At 70.8% G+C, this 17,151-nt stretch carries 15 protein-coding genes; 9 read left to right on the top strand and 6 right to left on the bottom strand.

Annotated elements, in window-relative coordinates:
• Nucleotides 1-12: 12 nt before the first annotated feature.
• Together VG899_15345 and menC are read left to right on the top strand one after the other, a co-directional pair.
• The gene (locus tag VG899_15345; protein HWA67735.1) at nucleotides 13-816 is read left to right on the top strand and encodes a hypothetical protein; all 804 of its coding nucleotides are present in this window, start codon (nucleotides 13-15) and stop codon (nucleotides 814-816) included.
• Nucleotides 813-1,922, top strand: coding sequence for an o-succinylbenzoate synthase (menC, locus tag VG899_15340; protein HWA67734.1), 1,110 nt, complete (start codon nucleotides 813-815; stop codon nucleotides 1,920-1,922). The genes VG899_15345 and menC overlap by 4 nt, the downstream gene beginning before the upstream one ends.
• On the opposite strand, the gene VG899_15335 is transcribed toward menC, so the two are convergent.
• The 4 genes from VG899_15335 to VG899_15320 are packed head-to-tail and all read right to left on the bottom strand — an operon-like array spanning nucleotide 1,919 to nucleotide 7,518.
• A complete protein-coding gene (locus tag VG899_15335; GenBank protein ID HWA67733.1) occupies nucleotides 1,919-3,349 on the bottom strand; it encodes a helix-turn-helix domain-containing protein in 1,431 nt (476 codons plus the stop codon). The genes menC and VG899_15335 overlap by 4 nt on opposite strands.
• 2 nt (nucleotides 3,350-3,351) lie before the next feature.
• Nucleotides 3,352-5,028, bottom strand: coding sequence for a CocE/NonD family hydrolase (locus VG899_15330; protein ID HWA67732.1), 1,677 nt, complete (start codon nucleotides 5,026-5,028; stop codon nucleotides 3,352-3,354).
• Between the two features lie 10 nt (nucleotides 5,029-5,038).
• Entirely contained in the window at nucleotides 5,039-5,980 is a 942-nt protein-coding gene (locus VG899_15325) for a cysteine synthase family protein (GenBank protein HWA67731.1), read from the bottom strand.
• Nucleotides 5,980-7,518, bottom strand: a complete 1,539-nt coding sequence (locus VG899_15320; protein HWA67730.1) for an ABC transporter substrate-binding protein — start codon at nucleotides 7,516-7,518, stop codon at nucleotides 5,980-5,982. Before VG899_15320 ends, VG899_15325 begins: the two co-directional genes overlap by 1 nt.
• 28 nt (nucleotides 7,519-7,546) lie before the next feature.
• On the opposite strand from VG899_15320, the gene VG899_15315 reads away from it, so the two are divergent.
• The 5 genes from VG899_15315 to VG899_15295 are packed head-to-tail and all read left to right on the top strand — an operon-like array spanning nucleotide 7,547 to nucleotide 12,891.
• On the top strand, nucleotides 7,547-8,167 hold the full coding sequence (locus VG899_15315) for a TetR family transcriptional regulator (GenBank protein HWA67729.1): 621 nt from the start codon (nucleotides 7,547-7,549) through the stop codon (nucleotides 8,165-8,167).
• Nucleotides 8,164-9,174: an alpha/beta hydrolase gene (locus tag VG899_15310; protein ID HWA67728.1), complete on the top strand. Its 1,011-nt coding sequence runs from the start codon at nucleotides 8,164-8,166 to the stop codon at nucleotides 9,172-9,174. Before VG899_15315 ends, VG899_15310 begins: the two co-directional genes overlap by 4 nt.
• Nucleotides 9,171-10,592, top strand: coding sequence for an amidase (locus VG899_15305; GenBank protein HWA67727.1), 1,422 nt, complete (start codon nucleotides 9,171-9,173; stop codon nucleotides 10,590-10,592). Before VG899_15310 ends, VG899_15305 begins: the two co-directional genes overlap by 4 nt.
• 47 nt (nucleotides 10,593-10,639) lie before the next feature.
• Nucleotides 10,640-11,323: a hypothetical protein gene (locus tag VG899_15300; GenBank protein ID HWA67726.1), complete on the top strand. Its 684-nt coding sequence runs from the start codon at nucleotides 10,640-10,642 to the stop codon at nucleotides 11,321-11,323.
• Entirely contained in the window at nucleotides 11,323-12,891 is a 1,569-nt protein-coding gene (locus tag VG899_15295; protein HWA67725.1) for a hypothetical protein, read from the top strand. Before VG899_15300 ends, VG899_15295 begins: the two co-directional genes overlap by 1 nt.
• Nucleotides 12,892-12,899: 8 nt before the next feature.
• On the opposite strand, the gene VG899_15290 is transcribed toward VG899_15295, so the two are convergent.
• On the bottom strand, nucleotides 12,900-14,435 hold the full coding sequence (locus VG899_15290; GenBank protein ID HWA67724.1) for a carboxylesterase family protein: 1,536 nt from the start codon (nucleotides 14,433-14,435) through the stop codon (nucleotides 12,900-12,902).
• A gap of 159 nt (nucleotides 14,436-14,594) precedes the next feature.
• Nucleotides 14,595-15,092 carry an acyl-CoA thioesterase gene (locus tag VG899_15285; GenBank protein HWA67723.1) on the bottom strand — a complete coding sequence of 166 codons (498 nt, stop codon included), beginning with the start codon at nucleotides 15,090-15,092 and terminating at the stop codon, nucleotides 14,595-14,597.
• Nucleotides 15,093-15,207: 115 nt separating this feature from the next.
• On the opposite strand from VG899_15285, the gene VG899_15280 reads away from it, so the two are divergent.
• A complete protein-coding gene (locus VG899_15280) occupies nucleotides 15,208-16,443 on the top strand; it encodes an alpha/beta hydrolase (protein ID HWA67722.1) in 1,236 nt (411 codons plus the stop codon).
• Between the two features lie 43 nt (nucleotides 16,444-16,486).
• On the top strand, nucleotides 16,487-17,151 hold a 665-nt coding region (locus VG899_15275; GenBank protein HWA67721.1), incomplete at its 3' end, for an alpha/beta fold hydrolase.

The raw sequence follows: 17,151 nt of genomic DNA, 5'->3' as shown, positions 1-17,151 counted from the left end.
GACAGTTGGCAGGTGACGTTGGCCAGTGAGGCGACCGTGGTGGACGCCGCGGCCGATCTGGCCGCCCGGAGCGCGACTGACGCCGGCGTACGGATCATGGAGATCGACACCGCGCAGGAGACGCTGCGGGCCGCCGCGCTGCTTCAGGAGATCTGGCGGGCGTCGCAGCCGCCGGTTCCCGCCAACCTGCTGCGGGCGGTGCAGGACAGCGGTGGTTACGTCTACGCCGCTTACGACGGCACCGGACAGCTGGTTGCCGCATCGTTGGCGTTCCTTGCCGCGAACGCGTCGCTGCACAGCCACATCACCGGAGTCGTCGCGGGGGGCAGACGGCGCGGGCTCGGCCTGGCGCTGAAGCGACACCAGCGCGCATGGGCGCTCAGGCACGGGTTGGCCACGATCAGCTGGACCAGTGACCCGTTGGTCCTTCGCAACGTCACGTTCAACTCGCACGCGCTCGGCGCGGAGGTTGTGGGCTATCGGGTCGATCACTACGGGCCGATGACCGACGGCCTCAACGCGCACGACCGCAGCGATCGCATCGTCTGGCGGTGGGATCTCACCGGCACCCGCACCGTCGAGGCGGCGGCGGGGCGCATCCGGTTGCTCGACGGCCCGCTGCCGATCGGTGCGCGCACGATCGCGCTGCCGGCTGACATCGAAGCGCTGCGGGCGAGTGACCCGTCGGCCGGGCTGGAATGGCGGCTCGCCGTCCGGGCATCGCTCGCCGACGCCCTCGACCACGGGTACTCGATGGGCGGTGTCACCACCGACGGCGCGCTGGTGGTCACACCTCCCGGCGAGGTCACCGGATGAAGATCGAGTCGCTGGAGCTGCTGCGGTTGGCCGTCCCTCTCCTGGCGCCGTTCCGCACCTCGTTCGGCACCCAGACCCAACGCGACGTACTTCTCGTCCACGTGCGCAGCGCCGACGCGGAAGGGTGGGCGGAGTGCGTCGCGTTGAGCGACCCGCTCTACAGCAGCGAGTACGTCGACGGTGTGGACCACGTCCTACGGCATCATCTGGTGCCCCGGCTGCTCGCGGCGAGCGAGCTGACGGCGGCCGGAGTCGGCGACGTGCTGCGTCCCATCAAAGGGCATCGCATGGCGAAGGCGGCGCTCGAGACCGCGGTGCTCGACGCGGAGCTGCGCGCGGCCAACACGTCGCTCGCCAGCCGGCTCGGTGGGGTGCGCGAGCGGATACCGGCCGGCGTTTCGGTCGGGATCATGGACTCCCTCGCCGAGCTCCTCGACGCGGTCCGTGGCTACCTCGACGAGGGGTACGTGCGGATCAAGCTCAAGATCGAGCCCGGCTGGGACTTCGAGCCCGTGAAGGCGGTCCGTGAGGCGTTCGGCGACGTCACGTTGCAGACCGACGCGAACGCGGCCTACACCGTCGCGGACTGGGAGCAGCTCGCCCGATTGGACGACTTCGACCTGCTCTTCCACGAGCAGCCGCTGGACGAGGAGGACGTGCGGGGCCACGCCGAGCTGGCGCGGCGGTTGCGCACTCCGATCTGCCTCGACGAGTCGATCGTCTCTGCGGCATCGGCAGCCGACGCCATCGCGATCGGGGCGTGCTCGGTCATCAACATCAAGCCCGGTCGGGTCGGCGGCTATCTGGAGGCGACGCGGGTGCACGACGTTGCCCTCTCCCACGGTGTGCCGGTCTGGTGCGGCGGGATGCTGGAAACCGGGATCGGTCGAGCAGCCAACGCTGCGCTGGCATCGCTGCCCGGCTTCACGTTGCCAGGCGACGTCTCGGCGTCGAACCGCTACTACGCGGCGGACATCACGACCCCGTTCGTCCTCGACGACGGGCAGCTGACGGTGCCGACCGGACCGGGCATCGGCGTCGACCCGCTCCCCGAAATGCTGGCGGAGCTGCTCGTCGATCGCAGCGAGCTGGTGGGTCGGCGCTAACGGGCTCGCAGCGTCAGCCAGATCGCGAGGCGGCTGTCCGGGTCGTCGAGGTCGAGCTCGAACAGCTCCCGCGCCCGCTGGAGGCGGTAGCGGAAGGTGTTCGGGTGCACGTAGATCGACCGGGCCGCCTCACCGACCGCGCCGTTGCTCGCGACGTAGGCGAGCACCGTCTCGGCGTACGCCGTGCCCTCGCGGGCGTCGGCGTCGAGCATGCGGTCCACACACCCGACGCGTAGTCGGGGCGTGGCGGCAAGGTGGCGCCCGAGCTCGAGCAGGACGAGCTGCGCCATCCGGTCTTCGACCAGTCCGACCGCAGCCGGCGGCTGGATCGCCAGCACGCTGTCGGCGTCCGCTCGGGAGCACGCCGCCTCGGCCAGTGAGGAGACGGTGGCGCCGACGGCTGCGGACAGGGGAGCCGCGGTCACCGCAGTGGCACGCTCCAGCACCGTCGTCGCCAGGTCGCGCAGTGCAGCTCGGGTCACGTCGCCCGGGATCGCCGCGTAGACGGTGGCGAGCTCGACGAGGACGGTGGTCCGCGGCGCGATCGCGGCGGCCTGCACGTGAATGAGGTCGGCGATGGCTTCCGCGCTCACCTCGTCCGCGCCGCTCGTGCCGATTCCGAAGGCGATGACCGTTACTGGCGTGGAAGACGCCACGCCAAGTCGAGCGCCCGCCAGGTGCGGCGAGGAGCGTCCGTCGAGCAGCCCGCGAAGGATCTCGCCACGCGCCCGGCGTTCGGCGTGCATGAGGGACCGCGCGCGGAGCAGATGGAGTGCGGCGAGCCGGCCAGCGGCTGCAAGGGCTGTGACATCGAGGGCCCCGTCGTCGATCACCCAGATCGAGCCGAGAACCTCCGGGCCGGAGCGAACCGCGACGGCGAGTCTCGCCAGCACCTCGCCGTCCGCCGGCACTCTCACGACCTCGTTGCTGCGGTAGACGGACCGGTAGACCTTGTCGTTGCGACCGAAGTGGGGGACCGCCCGGCCGAGGATTCCCTGCCGGCGAGCGTCGTCGATCGCATGGTCGAGGGAGGAATAGGCGAGGACCCTGCGGTCGCGGTCTTCGATCGCCACCGCACCGCCGACGGCTGCCGCCACGGCGTTGGCGAAGGCGAACAGGTCGGTCGCCGCGTCGGTGCTGCCCGTCACGACCGCTTCGAGCAGGTGCAGCAGCTGGTTCCACGGCACCGCGGGATCGGCAACCAGCACCGGTACGTCGATCACCGGGGGATCGCCCTTGACGAGTACGGCGGCGGCAGAGGTCGGCATGACCTCGCCGAAGCAGACGACGAGAGCGCCAGGCGACTCGGCGGGATCATCGCCGGGGCCGAGCACGACCACTTCGGTGAGCTCGGTTGTCCGGTCGGCCGGTCCTGGCGCGGACACCAGCGGCGCCAGGGACGCGAGCACCGACCCGATGGTGGTCACGGTCAGTCGAGCAGGCCGGGCGGCGCGATCGGCAGCGTCACCGACGATGCCTCGTCCGGGGTGTGCCGGACGCGGTTCGTCGCGACGCGCAGCTTCGTCCCGTCGGCGATCGCATCGCCGGTGTTGAGGTTGCGGTCCCACACCGGGAAGTCGCTGCTGGTGACCGTGAGCCGGAGCCGATGTCCCGGGCGCACCACGTGGCCGATCGCGCCGGTGCGGATGGTGTAGGCGTAGACCCGGCCGGGCTCGCGCAGCCTGGGTGTCGCGAGGTCTTCGGCGTACCTCGCCCGCAGCCGGCCGTCACTGAGCACCATCGAGGTGCCGTTCGGCGCGACGTCGTGCAGTGCCACGAACCAGTCGGTGTCCGGTCCGTCAGTAGCCGCGTGTAGCTGCACCTCGGCATGGCCGACGACCGCCAGCTCGTCGCTGACGGGATCGCTGGTGTAGACCAGCACGTCGTCGCGGCGGTGCTTGAACCGGTGGTCGAGAGGGGTCTCGACGACCGTCGGGGAGTAGAAGTTCTCGTCGATCACCGCAGGCACCGGGTCCGCCGGGTCGTAGCGGTAGACGTCCTCCTCCGCGCCGCATGCCGGTGCCGGGCCCATCGTCCCGTCGCCCATGAGGCTGTTGGCGCGGCCGCCGCTGTCCAGATGCCACACGAGCGGCGCGGTGCCCGGCGGCGGGAAGGAGACCGTCTCCACCCACTGGTAGCGCCCCGTCAGGTACAGCCGGACCGGTGCGGTCGTGTCGTCTGTCTGCTTCAACCATCTGTCGAACCAGCGTCGATGGATGTCGAGGACGTCGTGGACCGCGTCGGGTCCCATGTCGACGCCGCCGAGCACCTGCCGCGGCAGCCGGGTCCCGGCGTGGTCCCACGCGCCGATCATCAGCGCCTGGTCTGGCGAGCCGGGTGAGCCCGAGACCATTCCGCGGTACATCGACAGGGCGCCCGGCTGGTCGTCGTCCCACCAGCCGGTGATGTGCAGGACCGGCGTGTCGATGTGCGCGAACGCGTCGTCGAGGCGAAGCTCGCGCCAGTACTCGTCGAGCGACGGGTGGTCGAGCCACTCGCTCCACAGCGGGAGGTCGCGGCCGAGGACCGTCGGCATCTCGCGCAGCGGCAGGTGGCGGAACACTTCGTGCCAGTTCTGGACGAGCTGCGGGTTCTGCATCACCCGGCCGCTCGCGAAGCTCAGCCAGCCGAGCATCACGAGCATCACGCAGCCGTTGTTGAAGGGAAGCTCCTCCAACCAGGCCCCGCACGACGCGGTGCTCACCATGGCCGTGAGATGCGGCGGCTTCTCGCGAGCCAGCGACCACTGGACCCACCCGCCGTACGAGCCGCCCATCGTGCCGACTCGCCCGGTCGACCACGGCTGGGCGGCGCACCACTCGACGGTGTCGTAGCCGTCTCTGCCTTCGTTGCCGAACGGCTCCCAGCTCCCCTCGGAGTCGTGCCTCCCGCGGGTGTCCTGCAGCACACAGGCGTAGCCGTGTTCGCAGAGGTAGCGGGCACCATCGACGTACACCGGGTTCTGTTTGCCGTACGGCGTGCGCGCCAGCACGACCGGGTACGGCCCGCCGTCGACCCCGCCGGGCGGGAAGTACACGTCTGCCCGCAGCACGACGCCGTCCCGCATCGCGACGTCGACGTTCCACCGTTGCCGGCTCGCGGTCATGTCGGCCCCCTCACTCGGACAGGTATTTGAGGCCGGTGTCGCACAACACTGTCACGACAGTGAGGTCGTGCTCTTGTGCGGCCAGCCAGTCGGTTGCCGCGGCGACGTTGGCCGCGGCGGTGTAGCCGACGTGCAGGCCGCAGCGTTCGCCGAGCCACCGCCGCGTCGCCGTTGCGCTCTCGTCCGTCACGGCCAGGTAGCCGTCGACGAGCGACGGGTCGAAGTGCGCAGGCACGATGCCGTAGCCGCTGCCCTGCAGCGCATGTCGTGGGTCCGAGATCGGTCGGCCGGCGAGCGGCCGGGAGGTCGCCGGCTCGACGGCGAGGATCGCGATTTGCGCCCGATGTGCCTTCAACGCGTGAGCACAGCCCATCAACGAGCCGGCGGAACCGACACATGCCACGAAGGCGTCGATGGCGCCGTCGGTCTGCTGCCAGATCTCCTCGCCCGTGCGCTCATGGGCGTGCACCGAGCCCGAGTTGTGGAACTGGTCGACATACCACGCGCCTGTTGCGGCGGCGTCGTGACGGGCCTGTGCCGCGGCCGCTTCGATGTCGGGCCCGGTCACCTGGCCGGGCCGGCCGTCGACCTGGTCGACGAGGACGACGCTCGCACCGAGTGCGCGCATCATCACGGCGCGCTGCGGAGAGTTCCCTGCCGACACGTAGGCCGTGAACGGATGACCGAGCACGCCGCACACGACCGCCAACCCGGCGCCCATGTTGCCGCTCGTCATCTCGACGACGGCTTGACCGGCGGACAGCTCACCCGAAGCCAGCCCGTGCTCGACGCAGCCGAGCGCGGCGCGGTCCTTGATGCTGCCGCCGGGTTGCAGGTACTCCGCCTTGGCCAGCAACCTGCCGGGGATGCCCGCAGGCAGCGGGATGGGCAGCAGGGGAGTGTTGCCGATCGCTGCGAGCGCGGCGAGCGCCCCGTCGGATCCGCGGGCCATCAGTCGGTCAGGTGGGTCGCACCGACGTAGTCGAAGCACGAGCAGCCGTGGTCGTAGGCCAGGTCGCGATAGCCGTGTGCTTCATCGTGGCGGTCCGCGGTGAAGCGCATCGCAAACGTGCTGGCGGACTGGTAGGAGGAGCCGAGGCTGTCGAAGCCCTTGGCGAGAGCGGTTGCCGAGTCCAGCGTCTGCGGGTCCCGCTTGGCCAGCCGGATCAGCGGGAACCAGTCGTCGCAGGCGGCTCGCACCAATGCGTTGGCGAGCCCGGACTCGTTGAGCCCGAGCTTGCGGCCGAACGCGAGGCAGGACTTCCCGGCGGCGGTCTGCGCCGTCGGGTCCTGGGCCGAGGCGACGTCGAGGCCCGGCTCGTAGCCGATGCCGATCGTGTTGGCCAGCTCGCTCTTCGGCGCGACCTTCTCGAGCACGTACGGCGAGTCCGCGCTCCAGATGCCGTACTTCGGGTCGTAGTGCTGGATGTTCGCGGTCGTCATGAAGAACAGCTCCGCCGCGCCGCCGGGTGTCATGAACAGCACCAGGTTGATGCCCTCGGCGGCGAACCGCAGCTCCGCACTGGACGCAGAGCTCGCAATCGCACTGTCGTCGGTCGTCGAGCCGGTCGTGTAGCGGGCGTTGATCTCCAGGCCGACGGACTTCAGCGCCGGTGCAAGGCCGTTGTCGACGGCGTTCGTGTAGACCTGGCCCGGGTACTGGATGACGCCGACCTTCTTGACGCCGTTGAGGTAGCCACGGGACTTCAGGTTCGCGACCAGCGCTTCCAGACCGGTGGTGAAGTTCATCTGGTCGGGCTCGTAGTCGTAGTTGCGATAGCGCGCGAAGTAGCTGGCGTCCCCGCCACCACCGGATCCGATCAGCGGCACGCCGTGGCTGGCCAGACACGGCAACAGCTCGCCGGCGCCCGCATTCTCCCCGCCGATGACGAAGGCGACATGGTGGTCCTGGGTGAACGCCGAGCATGCTGCCGCGTCCTGGGTCTGCGGGTTCGCGCCTTCGTGATAGGTGAAGTACACCGGCACGATCTTGCGGCCGCCCAGGCCGCCATGAGCGTTGGTGTAGCGGACGAACGCGTCGAACACCGGCCGGTTGTCGGGGATCACCAGGCCACTGAGTCCCAGGCTGGACAGCGCGCCGTTGCCGCCGTCGAGTGAGTACGTGCCGACCTCGATCGGCGCGTGGGAGCGGGTGCCGCGCGGGGTGCCGGGCGCAACGCTCGGCGAGCCCGCGGGGTTGCTTGGGCGCGGCCCAGTGCCGGACGGCGCGCCGGCGGTGGCGGGCGCCGTGTCGTTCGGCTGCGGTGTGCCGGGCGGTGCCGTGGCCCCGGCATTGGATGAACCGCCCGCAGGCAGTGTCGGCACGGTCAATCCGAGGTCGGGGTCCGAGCTCTGGGTCTGGGCGAGCGCGCCGGGCCACTCCCGGGAGGGGATCGTGGTGCCACAGCCCGCGATCGCGACCATCCCGACCACGGTTGCGGCGCACACCGCACGGACGTGGCCGCGGCCCATCCGCGGGACCATTGACATATCGGGCAGTATCCAGATACTGGCGAGTATGTCAACCGGGGATGACGAGGCGATCGCGCGCCCGCCGACCCGCAAGGAGCGTCAGCAGCAGACCAGGCGTGCCCTGCTCGACGCTGCCCGCAAAGTGGTGGCGGAGCGAGGGATCCTGGGCGCCACGCACGCCGAGATCGCGAGTGCCGCCGGAGTGACCGTGGGGGCCATTTACTCCAACTTCGCCAGCAAGGCCGAGTTGATGGTGACCCTTCTCGAGGACACGGGCAGCGAGGGGACCGTCTTCGACCCGGACGCGCCGACGGTGCGGGAATGCGTCGCCGATCTCGGCCGTCGCATCGTCGAGCAGTCTGACACCCAGCCGGAACTGACCGTGCTGTCGCTGGAGTTCGTGCTCGCCGCGATCCGCGACCCGGAGACGCGGCAACGCCGGCTGCCTCAGCGCCAGCGCGAGCACCGGGAGCAGGCGAAGGTGTTGGAGGCGATCGCCGCGCGCTCGGGCGAGGTGCTCCCGCTCCCCGCGATCGACCTTGTCGAGGTGATCACGGACCTGTGCTGGTCGATGCTGTGCACGCGCGCCATGCTCGGTCCAGAGGTGATCACCGAGCGGCTCGTCCTCGCCGCGCTCGACCAGTGCGTGCTGGGCGGCATGGCGTGACGATCGCCCTCACCGTCGTGGCGGCGGTCGCGGTCTGCTTGGTCGGCGCGGCGCTGTTACAGCGGTGGCTCGAAGCGCGAGACCGGCGCCGTTTCGCGCCACCCGGCCGGCTGGTCCAGGTCGGCGACGAGCTCGTCCACGTCGTGGTCGAGGGCAGCGGTCCCACCGTGCTGATCGACTCCGGGCTGGGCGGCTCGAGCATCGAGTGGGCCGCGGTGTCCGCCGACCTCGCCGCTGACTTCACCGTCGTCCGTTACGACCGGCCGGGCTTCGCCTGGTCGCCGCCGGGTGGTCGCCACACCCCGGTCGCGGCCGCGAACCGCATCGAGCGGCTGCTCACCGAGCTCGACGTACCCGCACCCTGGATCCTCGTCGGTCACTCGATGGGCGGCCTCACCGTCCGGCTGGTCGCTTCGCTGTTCCCTGATCACGTCGCCGGCCTGGTGCTGGTGGACCCCTCCCACGAGGCGATGCTCGACGACGACGCGGCCCGCAGGTCCTCCGACCGGTTCGCACGTGCGGTCCGTGCGGTGGTCGCGACAGCGCGGTTCGGCACCGCGCGGGTGGTCGGACGGGCGTACGCGAAGGTCGTCGCCGCGCAAGCTCGTCAGCCGATCGCGGACGGGACTCTGCTGGCCACCTCGACCCGGCTTACGCTGTGCACCGTGCACGGCTTGCGAGCGGTGGCGGCAGAGCTCGTCGGCTTGCCGGCCGCGCTCGCGGAGGTCGCGGCGACCACCGCGCAACATCCGCTGCCGCCGGTCCCGCTCACCGTGATCACTGCCGCCGCGCCGGCGCGGACCGCGGCGGAGGAGAAGGCGCGCGACACCATCGGCAAGCTGCACGCGCAGCAGGCGGCGGCGGTCCCGCTCGGCCGCCAGGTGTTGGCGACGCGCAGCGGGCACCTCGTGCCACTGGATCAGCCGGAGCTGGTCGCCGCGGTCGTGCGCCAGACCGCCGTGGCAGCGACGTCCGGCGCGTGGGGTGTCGAGGTCACGGCATCGTGAGCGAGCTGCACGACCTGACGATCACCGAGCAGGTCGCGGCGCTGGCCTCAGGCGAGACCTCGTCATTCGAGCTCACCTCGCACTATCTCGATCGCATCGATCGGCTCGACGGCCGGCTGCGCTGCTTCATCACGGTCGTGGCCGACGAGGCGCTGGAGGCCGCCCGAGCTCGTGACAAGGAGCGGGCGGCTGGGGCTGCAGCCGGCCTGCTGCACGGCGTCCCGGTGGCGCTGAAGGACCTTTATCCGGCGGCGGACATGCGTACGACGTTCGGCAGCGCGGCACTCGCCGACCTGGTGACACCCGCGGACGGCCCGGTGGTCGCGGCGTTGCGTGCGGCCGGCCCGGTGTTCGTCGGCAAGACGAACACACCGGAGTTCGGCCCGGTCTGCTACACCGACACGGCACTCATCGGTGACACCGAGACGCCGTACGGCGAAGGGTTGTCGGCGAGCGGCTCGAGCGGCGGAGCGGCAGCAGCCGTCGCGGCCGGTCTCGTCGGGGTAGGCCACGGCAGTGACGGGCTCGGGTCGCTGCGGACGCCCGCGGCGAACTGCGGGCTGGTCGGGTTCAAGGTGACGCGCGGGCGCAGCGCAGGCTCCGGCATCGGCTGGCTCGCGCTCGCCACCGAGGGGGCGTTGACCAGGACCGTCGCCGACACCGCCCTGTTCCTCGACGCCGTCGGTCCGGCGGTCGGCGTCGACCTGTGGCACGCCGCCGCGACGTCGGACGGGTTCCGTCGAGCGGTCGGGCGGGAGCCGGGCGCGCTTCGCATCGGTGTGCTGGAAGCGCCCAGCGCTGACATCGAGGTCGCGCCGGACTGCCTCGACGCGGTGCGGCGTACCGCAGGGGTGCTCGAGAATCTCGGACATCAGCTCGTGCCCTTGGATCTCGCGGCACTACCGGCTGCCGACGAGGTGCGCCCGGCGGCGAAGGTGATCCTCGCGACCAGCATGGCGGTCCTGCTCGCCACGGTCATCCCGGCCGAGCTGCACGACAAGCTGATGCCGTACACCCGGTGGCTCGCCCAGCTCGGCCCGTACTCCGCGGTCGACCTCTCGCAGGCCCAGACCACGCTCTACAACGCAGCGGTGCGCTATCGCAGCCTGCTCGCGGACTACGACGTCGTGCTCTCCCCGACGACGACCGCGCCGCCGCAGCCGACGTCGGAACTGCGCCTCGACGACGGCGAGGAGTCCTTCCAGGCGATGGGCCGGTGGAGTGCTTTCACTCCGATGGCCAACATCTCTGGGACGCCGGCGGTGAGCCTGCCGGTGCACGCGACCTCGACCGGCCTGCCCATCGGCGTGCAGCTGTCCGGTCCCGCCGCCGCGGACGAGCGGCTGATCTCATTGGCCGCGCAGCTCGAGCAGGCAATCGGTTGGGCCGATCGCCACCCCGAGGTTTGGAGCGCATAGCCGGTCAGGCGTCATAATGCTCACACTGTGAGCATTCGAGAGCTCCGATGAGCGCGCGGCCGGCGGCGCGGGTCTACGGCGCGGCGACCCCATCGCTCGACCGCATCGTGACCGTGGCGCTCGCGATCATCGACGACCACGGTTTCGAAGGCCTGTCGATGCGTCGCTTGGCGGTGGCGCTCGACAGCTATCCGGCGAACCTCTACCGCCGCTTCACCCATCTCGACGAGCTCCTCGGGCTGGTCGCCGTCCGGATCATCGACGAGGCCGGAGGTACGCCGTCGCCCGACCTTGCGCCCGAAGCGAGCCTGCTCGACTTCGCGCTTCGGATCCGCGCCGGGTGGCTCAGGCATCCTCGCGCCACGCCGCTGCTGTTCGCCGAGGGCAGCGACCCACTGGCCGCGGTGATGGAGGCGGTGCTGACCTGTTTCGAGTCGATGGCCGTCGATCCGGTCGCCGCGGTGCAGGCGGCGTACGAGTTCGTCATCGTGCTCTTCGGCGCCATCTTTGCCGGCGCCTCGACCGCCATCAAGCACGCGCAGGCGGACGCCCGGCTGCCCGACGCGGCGAAGTTCCCGGCGACGGCGCGCGCCAACGCGGTGCTCGCTGAGCTCAGCGGCGCGCCACCGCACGATCAGGCGGCCGCGACCCTGCCGCAGTTCGAGCGAGCGATCAGGAACGTGCTCGGGCGAGCCGCTCACCCGTCAGCGTCGAACCCGAGGAGGCGTTGATGTACAGGACGGTTCGTCGTGGCGGCATGCCGGCGGTCGGGGCAGTGCTCGTCTGTGTCCTTGGTGCCTGCGGAACGACGCTGCAGGTCGGCGATCGGCCGGCCGCCACGTCCGAAGCCGGGCAGCTGTCGGCGCCCGGCTCGGGACCCGCGGTGACGGCGCCCTCGGACCCGACCGGCCCGGCCGCGAGGCCGCTGCGCCCGACGTCGGGCGGTGCGCCGGCCGGAAACACCGGACGTCGCGTCCCACCGACCGCGACCGCGAGCACTGCCGCCGGCGCGAGCGCTGGCCCTCCCCGGGACGCCGGCCGCCCGCCGTCCGACCCCGCGGCGATCCCGGCGACCGGGCCGGGCTGGGACAAGGATGACGTGTACCTCGGCATCCCGACCGAGAACGACGCACCCGGGACGCTGCCCGGCGTCGGCATCGACTTCAGCCCGGGCAACCTCAACGACGACGTTGCGGCCCTGCTCGCGGCGTTCAACAAGGCGGGCGGGGTCCTCGGCCGCAAGATCGTCGCGGTCTTTCACAACACGTCCACTCTGTCCATCGAAGCCAACGCGACCTCGGCCGCGCAGAGCGACTGTGAGTACTTCAGCCAGGACCATCGGGTGAGCGAGGCGATCAACTTCTTGCCAGCCGTCCCGTTGCCGGTGTGTCTGAAGCCGACCGGCATCCCCGACATCGAGGCCGGTTCCCCGCTGATCGGGGCCGCGGAGTATCAGCAGTGGGGCCCGTATCTCTACACGTTGGCCGAGCCGAACGTCGACGTGATCGCCCACACGATGGTGCAGCGACTGTCGGCCGACGGCTTCTTCGACAAGTGGAACGCGCACACCGGATCGACGTCGGGCGGCACGACGGTGAAGGTCGGGATCCTCGAGCCCGACACGCCGGCCGGCTCCGAGCTGGCGGAACGCCTCGCCAGCGATGTCCGAAGCGCCGGGTACGACGTCGCGAAGGCCTTCTCCTACAAGGATTCACTCGACGGTTACACCACCGAGATGGGCTCGGCGGTGCTCCAGTTCGCGGCGGCCGGCGTGACGCACGTGCTCAACATCCCGCCGATCGCCCTCGAGGAGCTGTTCTTCTACGACGCGGCAAGTCAGCAGCACTACTTCCCGCGGTCGGGAGTCACGTCGTTCTCGCTGCCTAACCAACAGGTGGCCGACCTGCCCCACAAGGAACTTGTCGGCGAGGTCGGGATCAGCTGGACCCCGACCGACGCCTCACCTGTCCCGGCGCCCAGTGCGCAGGCTCGGCAGTGTGACGCCTATGCCAAGGCCGCGGGGATTCGCGACACCACTGGGCTTCAGGTCGAGAACTTCCGCGGCGTGTGCGACGCGATCCGGCTGTTCGTCGCGGCAGCGCAGGCGGGCGGCGGCTTCACTGCCGCGGATCTCGCCGCCGGGATGGCGAAGGTCGGGGCGCGCTTTGCCCCGGCCTCGACGTACAGCTCCGAGCTGTCGGCTAGCAACCATGGGCTGCCCGGCGAGGTCCGTGACTTTCGCTTCGACTCCTCGTGCACGTGCATGAAGTACTTCGGCGGCCTGCACCCGATCGACTGATCCTGCGGTCAGGTCGCCGTCGTCGGGGTGCGACGCAACTCAGCGACCCGGTCGTCGGGGGGCTCGATCACGAACTTGGCCTCGCCGCCGAACTGTCGCGTTGCGCCGGGTTGGTGGGTCGGCCAGCCCGGGTCGCCCGTTGCGGCGAAGCTTCGCCAGGCGGCGTGCAGCTCGTCGCGGACCGCGAGCCGCTGCGGGTCGGCGACGCCCATCATCGCGATCAGGTCGAACAGGTAGAGCACGTCGGCGCCGTGACACGCCCCGACCGCTGGGCCCAGCGGAGCATCGGAGAACAGCGCGCTCCACGCGCGCCCGCCCGCCGCGACCTGGGTCTGCGCCATTCGGGTCGCCGGCTCCCGGTAGATCTGGTCGGTGAGGAACGCCGCGCGCACCTCGGTAAGGCCGGTGGGTACGCCCGTCGCCGACAGCCGCTCGCGGTAGGCGTCGTACATGGCGCGTGTCTCGGCGAAGCCGGCACGTTCGATCTCTGCGAGCAGCGCCGCCTCGTCGGTGGGCGGGAAGGTGTCGGGTTGCGTCGCCTGGAACAGCCGCATCTCGTCACGGTTCGCGCTGACCAGCAGGGCGACGTCGCGAGCCGCCCCGCGTGCCAGCGCGTCGTGCGGGTGCTCGGGCAGCACGGTCCCGTCGAGCACGACGCCCCATGACCGGCCGCCGGGGAGGTTGCGCAAGCCGATGTCGGAGTCGATGACGGACAGCTGTACGTCGAGGATCTGTTGCGCCTCGACTTGCCGCAGGTCGTCGAGGTCATCGACACGAAGCGCCTCGAGCAGGCCTTGCGCGATGCGGGTCGCGGTCGCCGCCGGGAAGATGCGCTGCGTGCTGCCGCTGCTCAGGATCGCCCGCTTGAACAGCCCGGATGCTGAGGGCGTGGCGAGCATGGCGCCGATGCAGAACGCACCGGCCGACACGCCGGCGACGGTGACGTTGGCCGGGTTGCCGCCGAACGCCGCGACGTTGCGGCGGCACCACCGCAGTGCCGCGACCTGGTCCTGCAGACCGAGGTTCGTCGACCCCGACCACTCCGCGCCGCCGAGGTCGGCGAGGTGGGCGAACCCGAGTGCGCCGACGCGGTACGTCGGTGCGACGACGACGCAGCCGGTCGCTTTCGCCAGTGCGGCGCCGTTGCTGATCGGCGGGCTTGCGGAGCCTCCCTCGAACCCTCCGCCGTACAGCCAGACGATGACCGGCGCGCGGTCCGCGCCGACGGGCGCCCACACGTTGAGATAGAGGCAGTCTTCCGACCACGGCCGTCCGCCTCCGGCCAATGCCGCGAACCCGGCCAAGGCCCCGCTCGGCGTGGGCTGCGGCTCATCCGATTGTCGGCGTGCACCGCCGTGCGGTGCGTCCGGCGCGAACTCGGTCGCCTCCTTGATGCCGGGCCAGGCATCGACCGGCTGCGGCGGGGCAAACCGCAGTTCGCCGACGGGTGGCTGCGCGAAGGGAACACCCGCGAAGGTCGCGACGTCGCCGGCGCGGCTGCCACGCAACGCGCCGCTGTCGGTCTCGACGATGGGCTCGGTCACCGGCCCCGATCCCAGTTCGGCTCCCGCTGCGGCGAGTCCTCCACGTAGCGCGAGCCTACGGCGCAGCGAAAAGGGCAAGCCCTCCCCGAAGTAGCACACAACCCGTATCGATTTTCCCGCTCCGCCCCTTTTGTCCCCTTCCCGGAGCCGGGTTGTGTGCTACTTCGGAACAGGCGGAGGACCGGGCGTCTCCGCCTCGGCCGCGTGGTGCCTGCGGGTCGGGTCCGCGAGCCGCTCCAGTGCGGCGCGCGCCTCGTCGGGCCAGGCGGCGGCGCCGTCCGCGGATCGGCAGACCGCGACGACCTCAGCGAGCGCGACGCATTCTTCGTCTTGCCAGGCGGCCTGTTCGTAGGTGGCTGACGTCGTCCCGATCGAGGCGACGCGCAGCCGGACGTGCAGCGGCTTGCGGTAACGCGCCTCTCGCACGTAGTCGATCGCGACGCGGGCAATGAGGTTGTGCATGCCGAGTGCGTGCAGGAGGTGCGGTACGCCGGCGCGGAAATGGGTGTCGACGCGGCTCTCCTCGAAGAACCGGCCCATCATGACGTTGTTCACGTGCATGTTCGTGTCGAGATCGCCGAACAACACGGGCAGGTCGAGCCCAGGGCCCGGATAGCACCTGCGATCGGTGCGGTCCGGCGTCCATCGTTCAGCCATCGTGAGCCCTTCGAGTGATGTCGGCGACACGCGACCACGACGCGCGGTCTGCGGCTCTCAGAGATACACCGCGGGGGAGCGGGGCGTCGCGGCGGGGGGCTGCGAGAATGAACGGATGCCCCGACGGTTCCTGCGCGCGTCTGCACTCGGCGCAGCGTTGACCGCCAATGCGCTACGCCCCGCGGTCGGAGCCAACCCGCTCGCGATCCCGAGCTTCTTCGGCGGCTGGCTGACCAGCGAGCTCGCGCCGCAGAACCTCGCGGTCACTGCGGTGGGAAGCGCGGCGTACGTCGCCGGCCGCCGCGGTCGACTCACGCACAGCGACCGCGTCGCGCTCGGCCTCAACGCGGCCTCCGCCGCCGGCCTGGCCGTCATGATCCGGCAAGCGATGCGGTCACGCGGCGTCGTGGAGGACGCACTCCGCGAGACGCTCGGCGGCGACTACCTCACGCGCCTCGATGCGCCGCCGACCGAATCGGACCTCGTCACGCCGTGGAAGACGGTGCTGCGGCCATGGGACATCAAAGAGCCCCGGGTGCGCCGCATCACCGACATCGACTACGTCGGCGACGGCCAGTTCCGGCACAAGCTCGACGTCTACGTTCCGCGCGCCGGCGGTCGCAACCTGCCGGTCGTCATCCAGGTGCACGGCGGCGCGTGGATCCTCAGCCAGAAGAACCAACAGGGCATTCCGCTGATGAACCACCTCGCGGCACGCGACTTCGTGTGTGTCGCGCCCAACTACCCGCTCTCGCCGAAGGCGAAATGGCCTGACCACCTCGTTGCGCTGAAGCGCGCCGTCGCCTGGACCCGCGCCAACATCGCGCAATACGGCGGTGACCCGTCGTTCCTCACGGTGACCGGCGGATCGGCCGGCGGCCATCTCGCGGCGATGCTCGGACTGACCGCCAACGATCCGGCGTTCCAGCCCGGCTTCGAAGCCGCCGACACCTCGCTGCAGGCGTGCGTGCCGTTCTACGGGGTGTACGACATCGCCAACACGCTCGACACCAGGGCCGGCAAGCAGCGGCTGGACTGGTTCCTCAGGCGCGCGATGTTCGGCGGCCGAGACGTCGAGCGCTACAACAGCGCCACCGCGCTGCTGCAGGTAAGTGCCGACGCGCCGCCGTTCTTCGTGGTGCACGGCGCGCACGACTCACTGGTGCCGGTCGCCGAGGCACGCGAACTGGTCCGTCGGCTGCGGGAGGTCAGCAAGGAGCCGGTGGTCTACGCCGAGCTGCCCGGCACGCAGCACGGCTTCGACGTCTTCCACTCGATCCGTGGCGCGCACGTGATCCGCGCGGTCGAACGCTTCGTCCGCTGGGTCCACGCCGCCCACGAGCAGCGATGAACGTCGAGCCGATGAACCTGGCGCCGACGAGTGGGGCGGGCAGATGCTGACGTCACCTCGCCTGGAGGGCAACGCATGGTTGCCCGACGGGCGCAAGATGTCCTTCGCCGAGTACGGCAACCCGGGCGGCCGTCCGGTGATCTGGCTGCACGGCACGCCCGGCGGACGCCGCCAGATCCCGCAGGAGGCCCGGGTCGCCGCCAAGGAGACGAACCTCCGGCTGATCGCCATCGACCGGCCGGGATGCGGTCACTCCACGCCGTACCAGTACGACACCGTGCTCGAGTTCGCGACCGACCTCGAGGTCGTCGTGGATCTGCTGGGCATCGACGAGTTCGCGATGGTGGGGCTCTCCGGCGGCGGTCCGTATGTTTTGGCCTCGGCGTACGCGCTCGCGCCTCGGGTGGCAGCGGCGGCGGTGCTCGGCGGCGTCGCGCCGTCGGTCGGGCCCGAGGCGGCAGACGGCGGACCGGTGAAGCTGACGGCACAGCTTCAGCCGCTGCTCGTCCATCTGCGGGAGCCGCTCGCCGTCACGCTGACGAGCCTCGTCGGCGTACTCCGCCCGCTGGGTACGCCGGCGATCATCGCCTACGGCTGGCTGTCACCGGCGGGCGATCGGCGGGTGCTGAACCGACCCGAGATGCGCGCGATGTTCCTCGACGACATCTTCAGCCCCGGCCGGCTGCACGCCGCGGTCTACGACCTGGG

The sequence above is a fragment of the Mycobacteriales bacterium genome (assembly GCA_035550055.1).
Lineage (GTDB): Bacteria > Actinomycetota > Actinomycetes > JAFAQI01 > JAFAQI01 > DASZTV01.
Note: the sequence above shows the minus strand (reverse complement) of the source record. Positions and strands in the feature narration are given on the sequence as shown.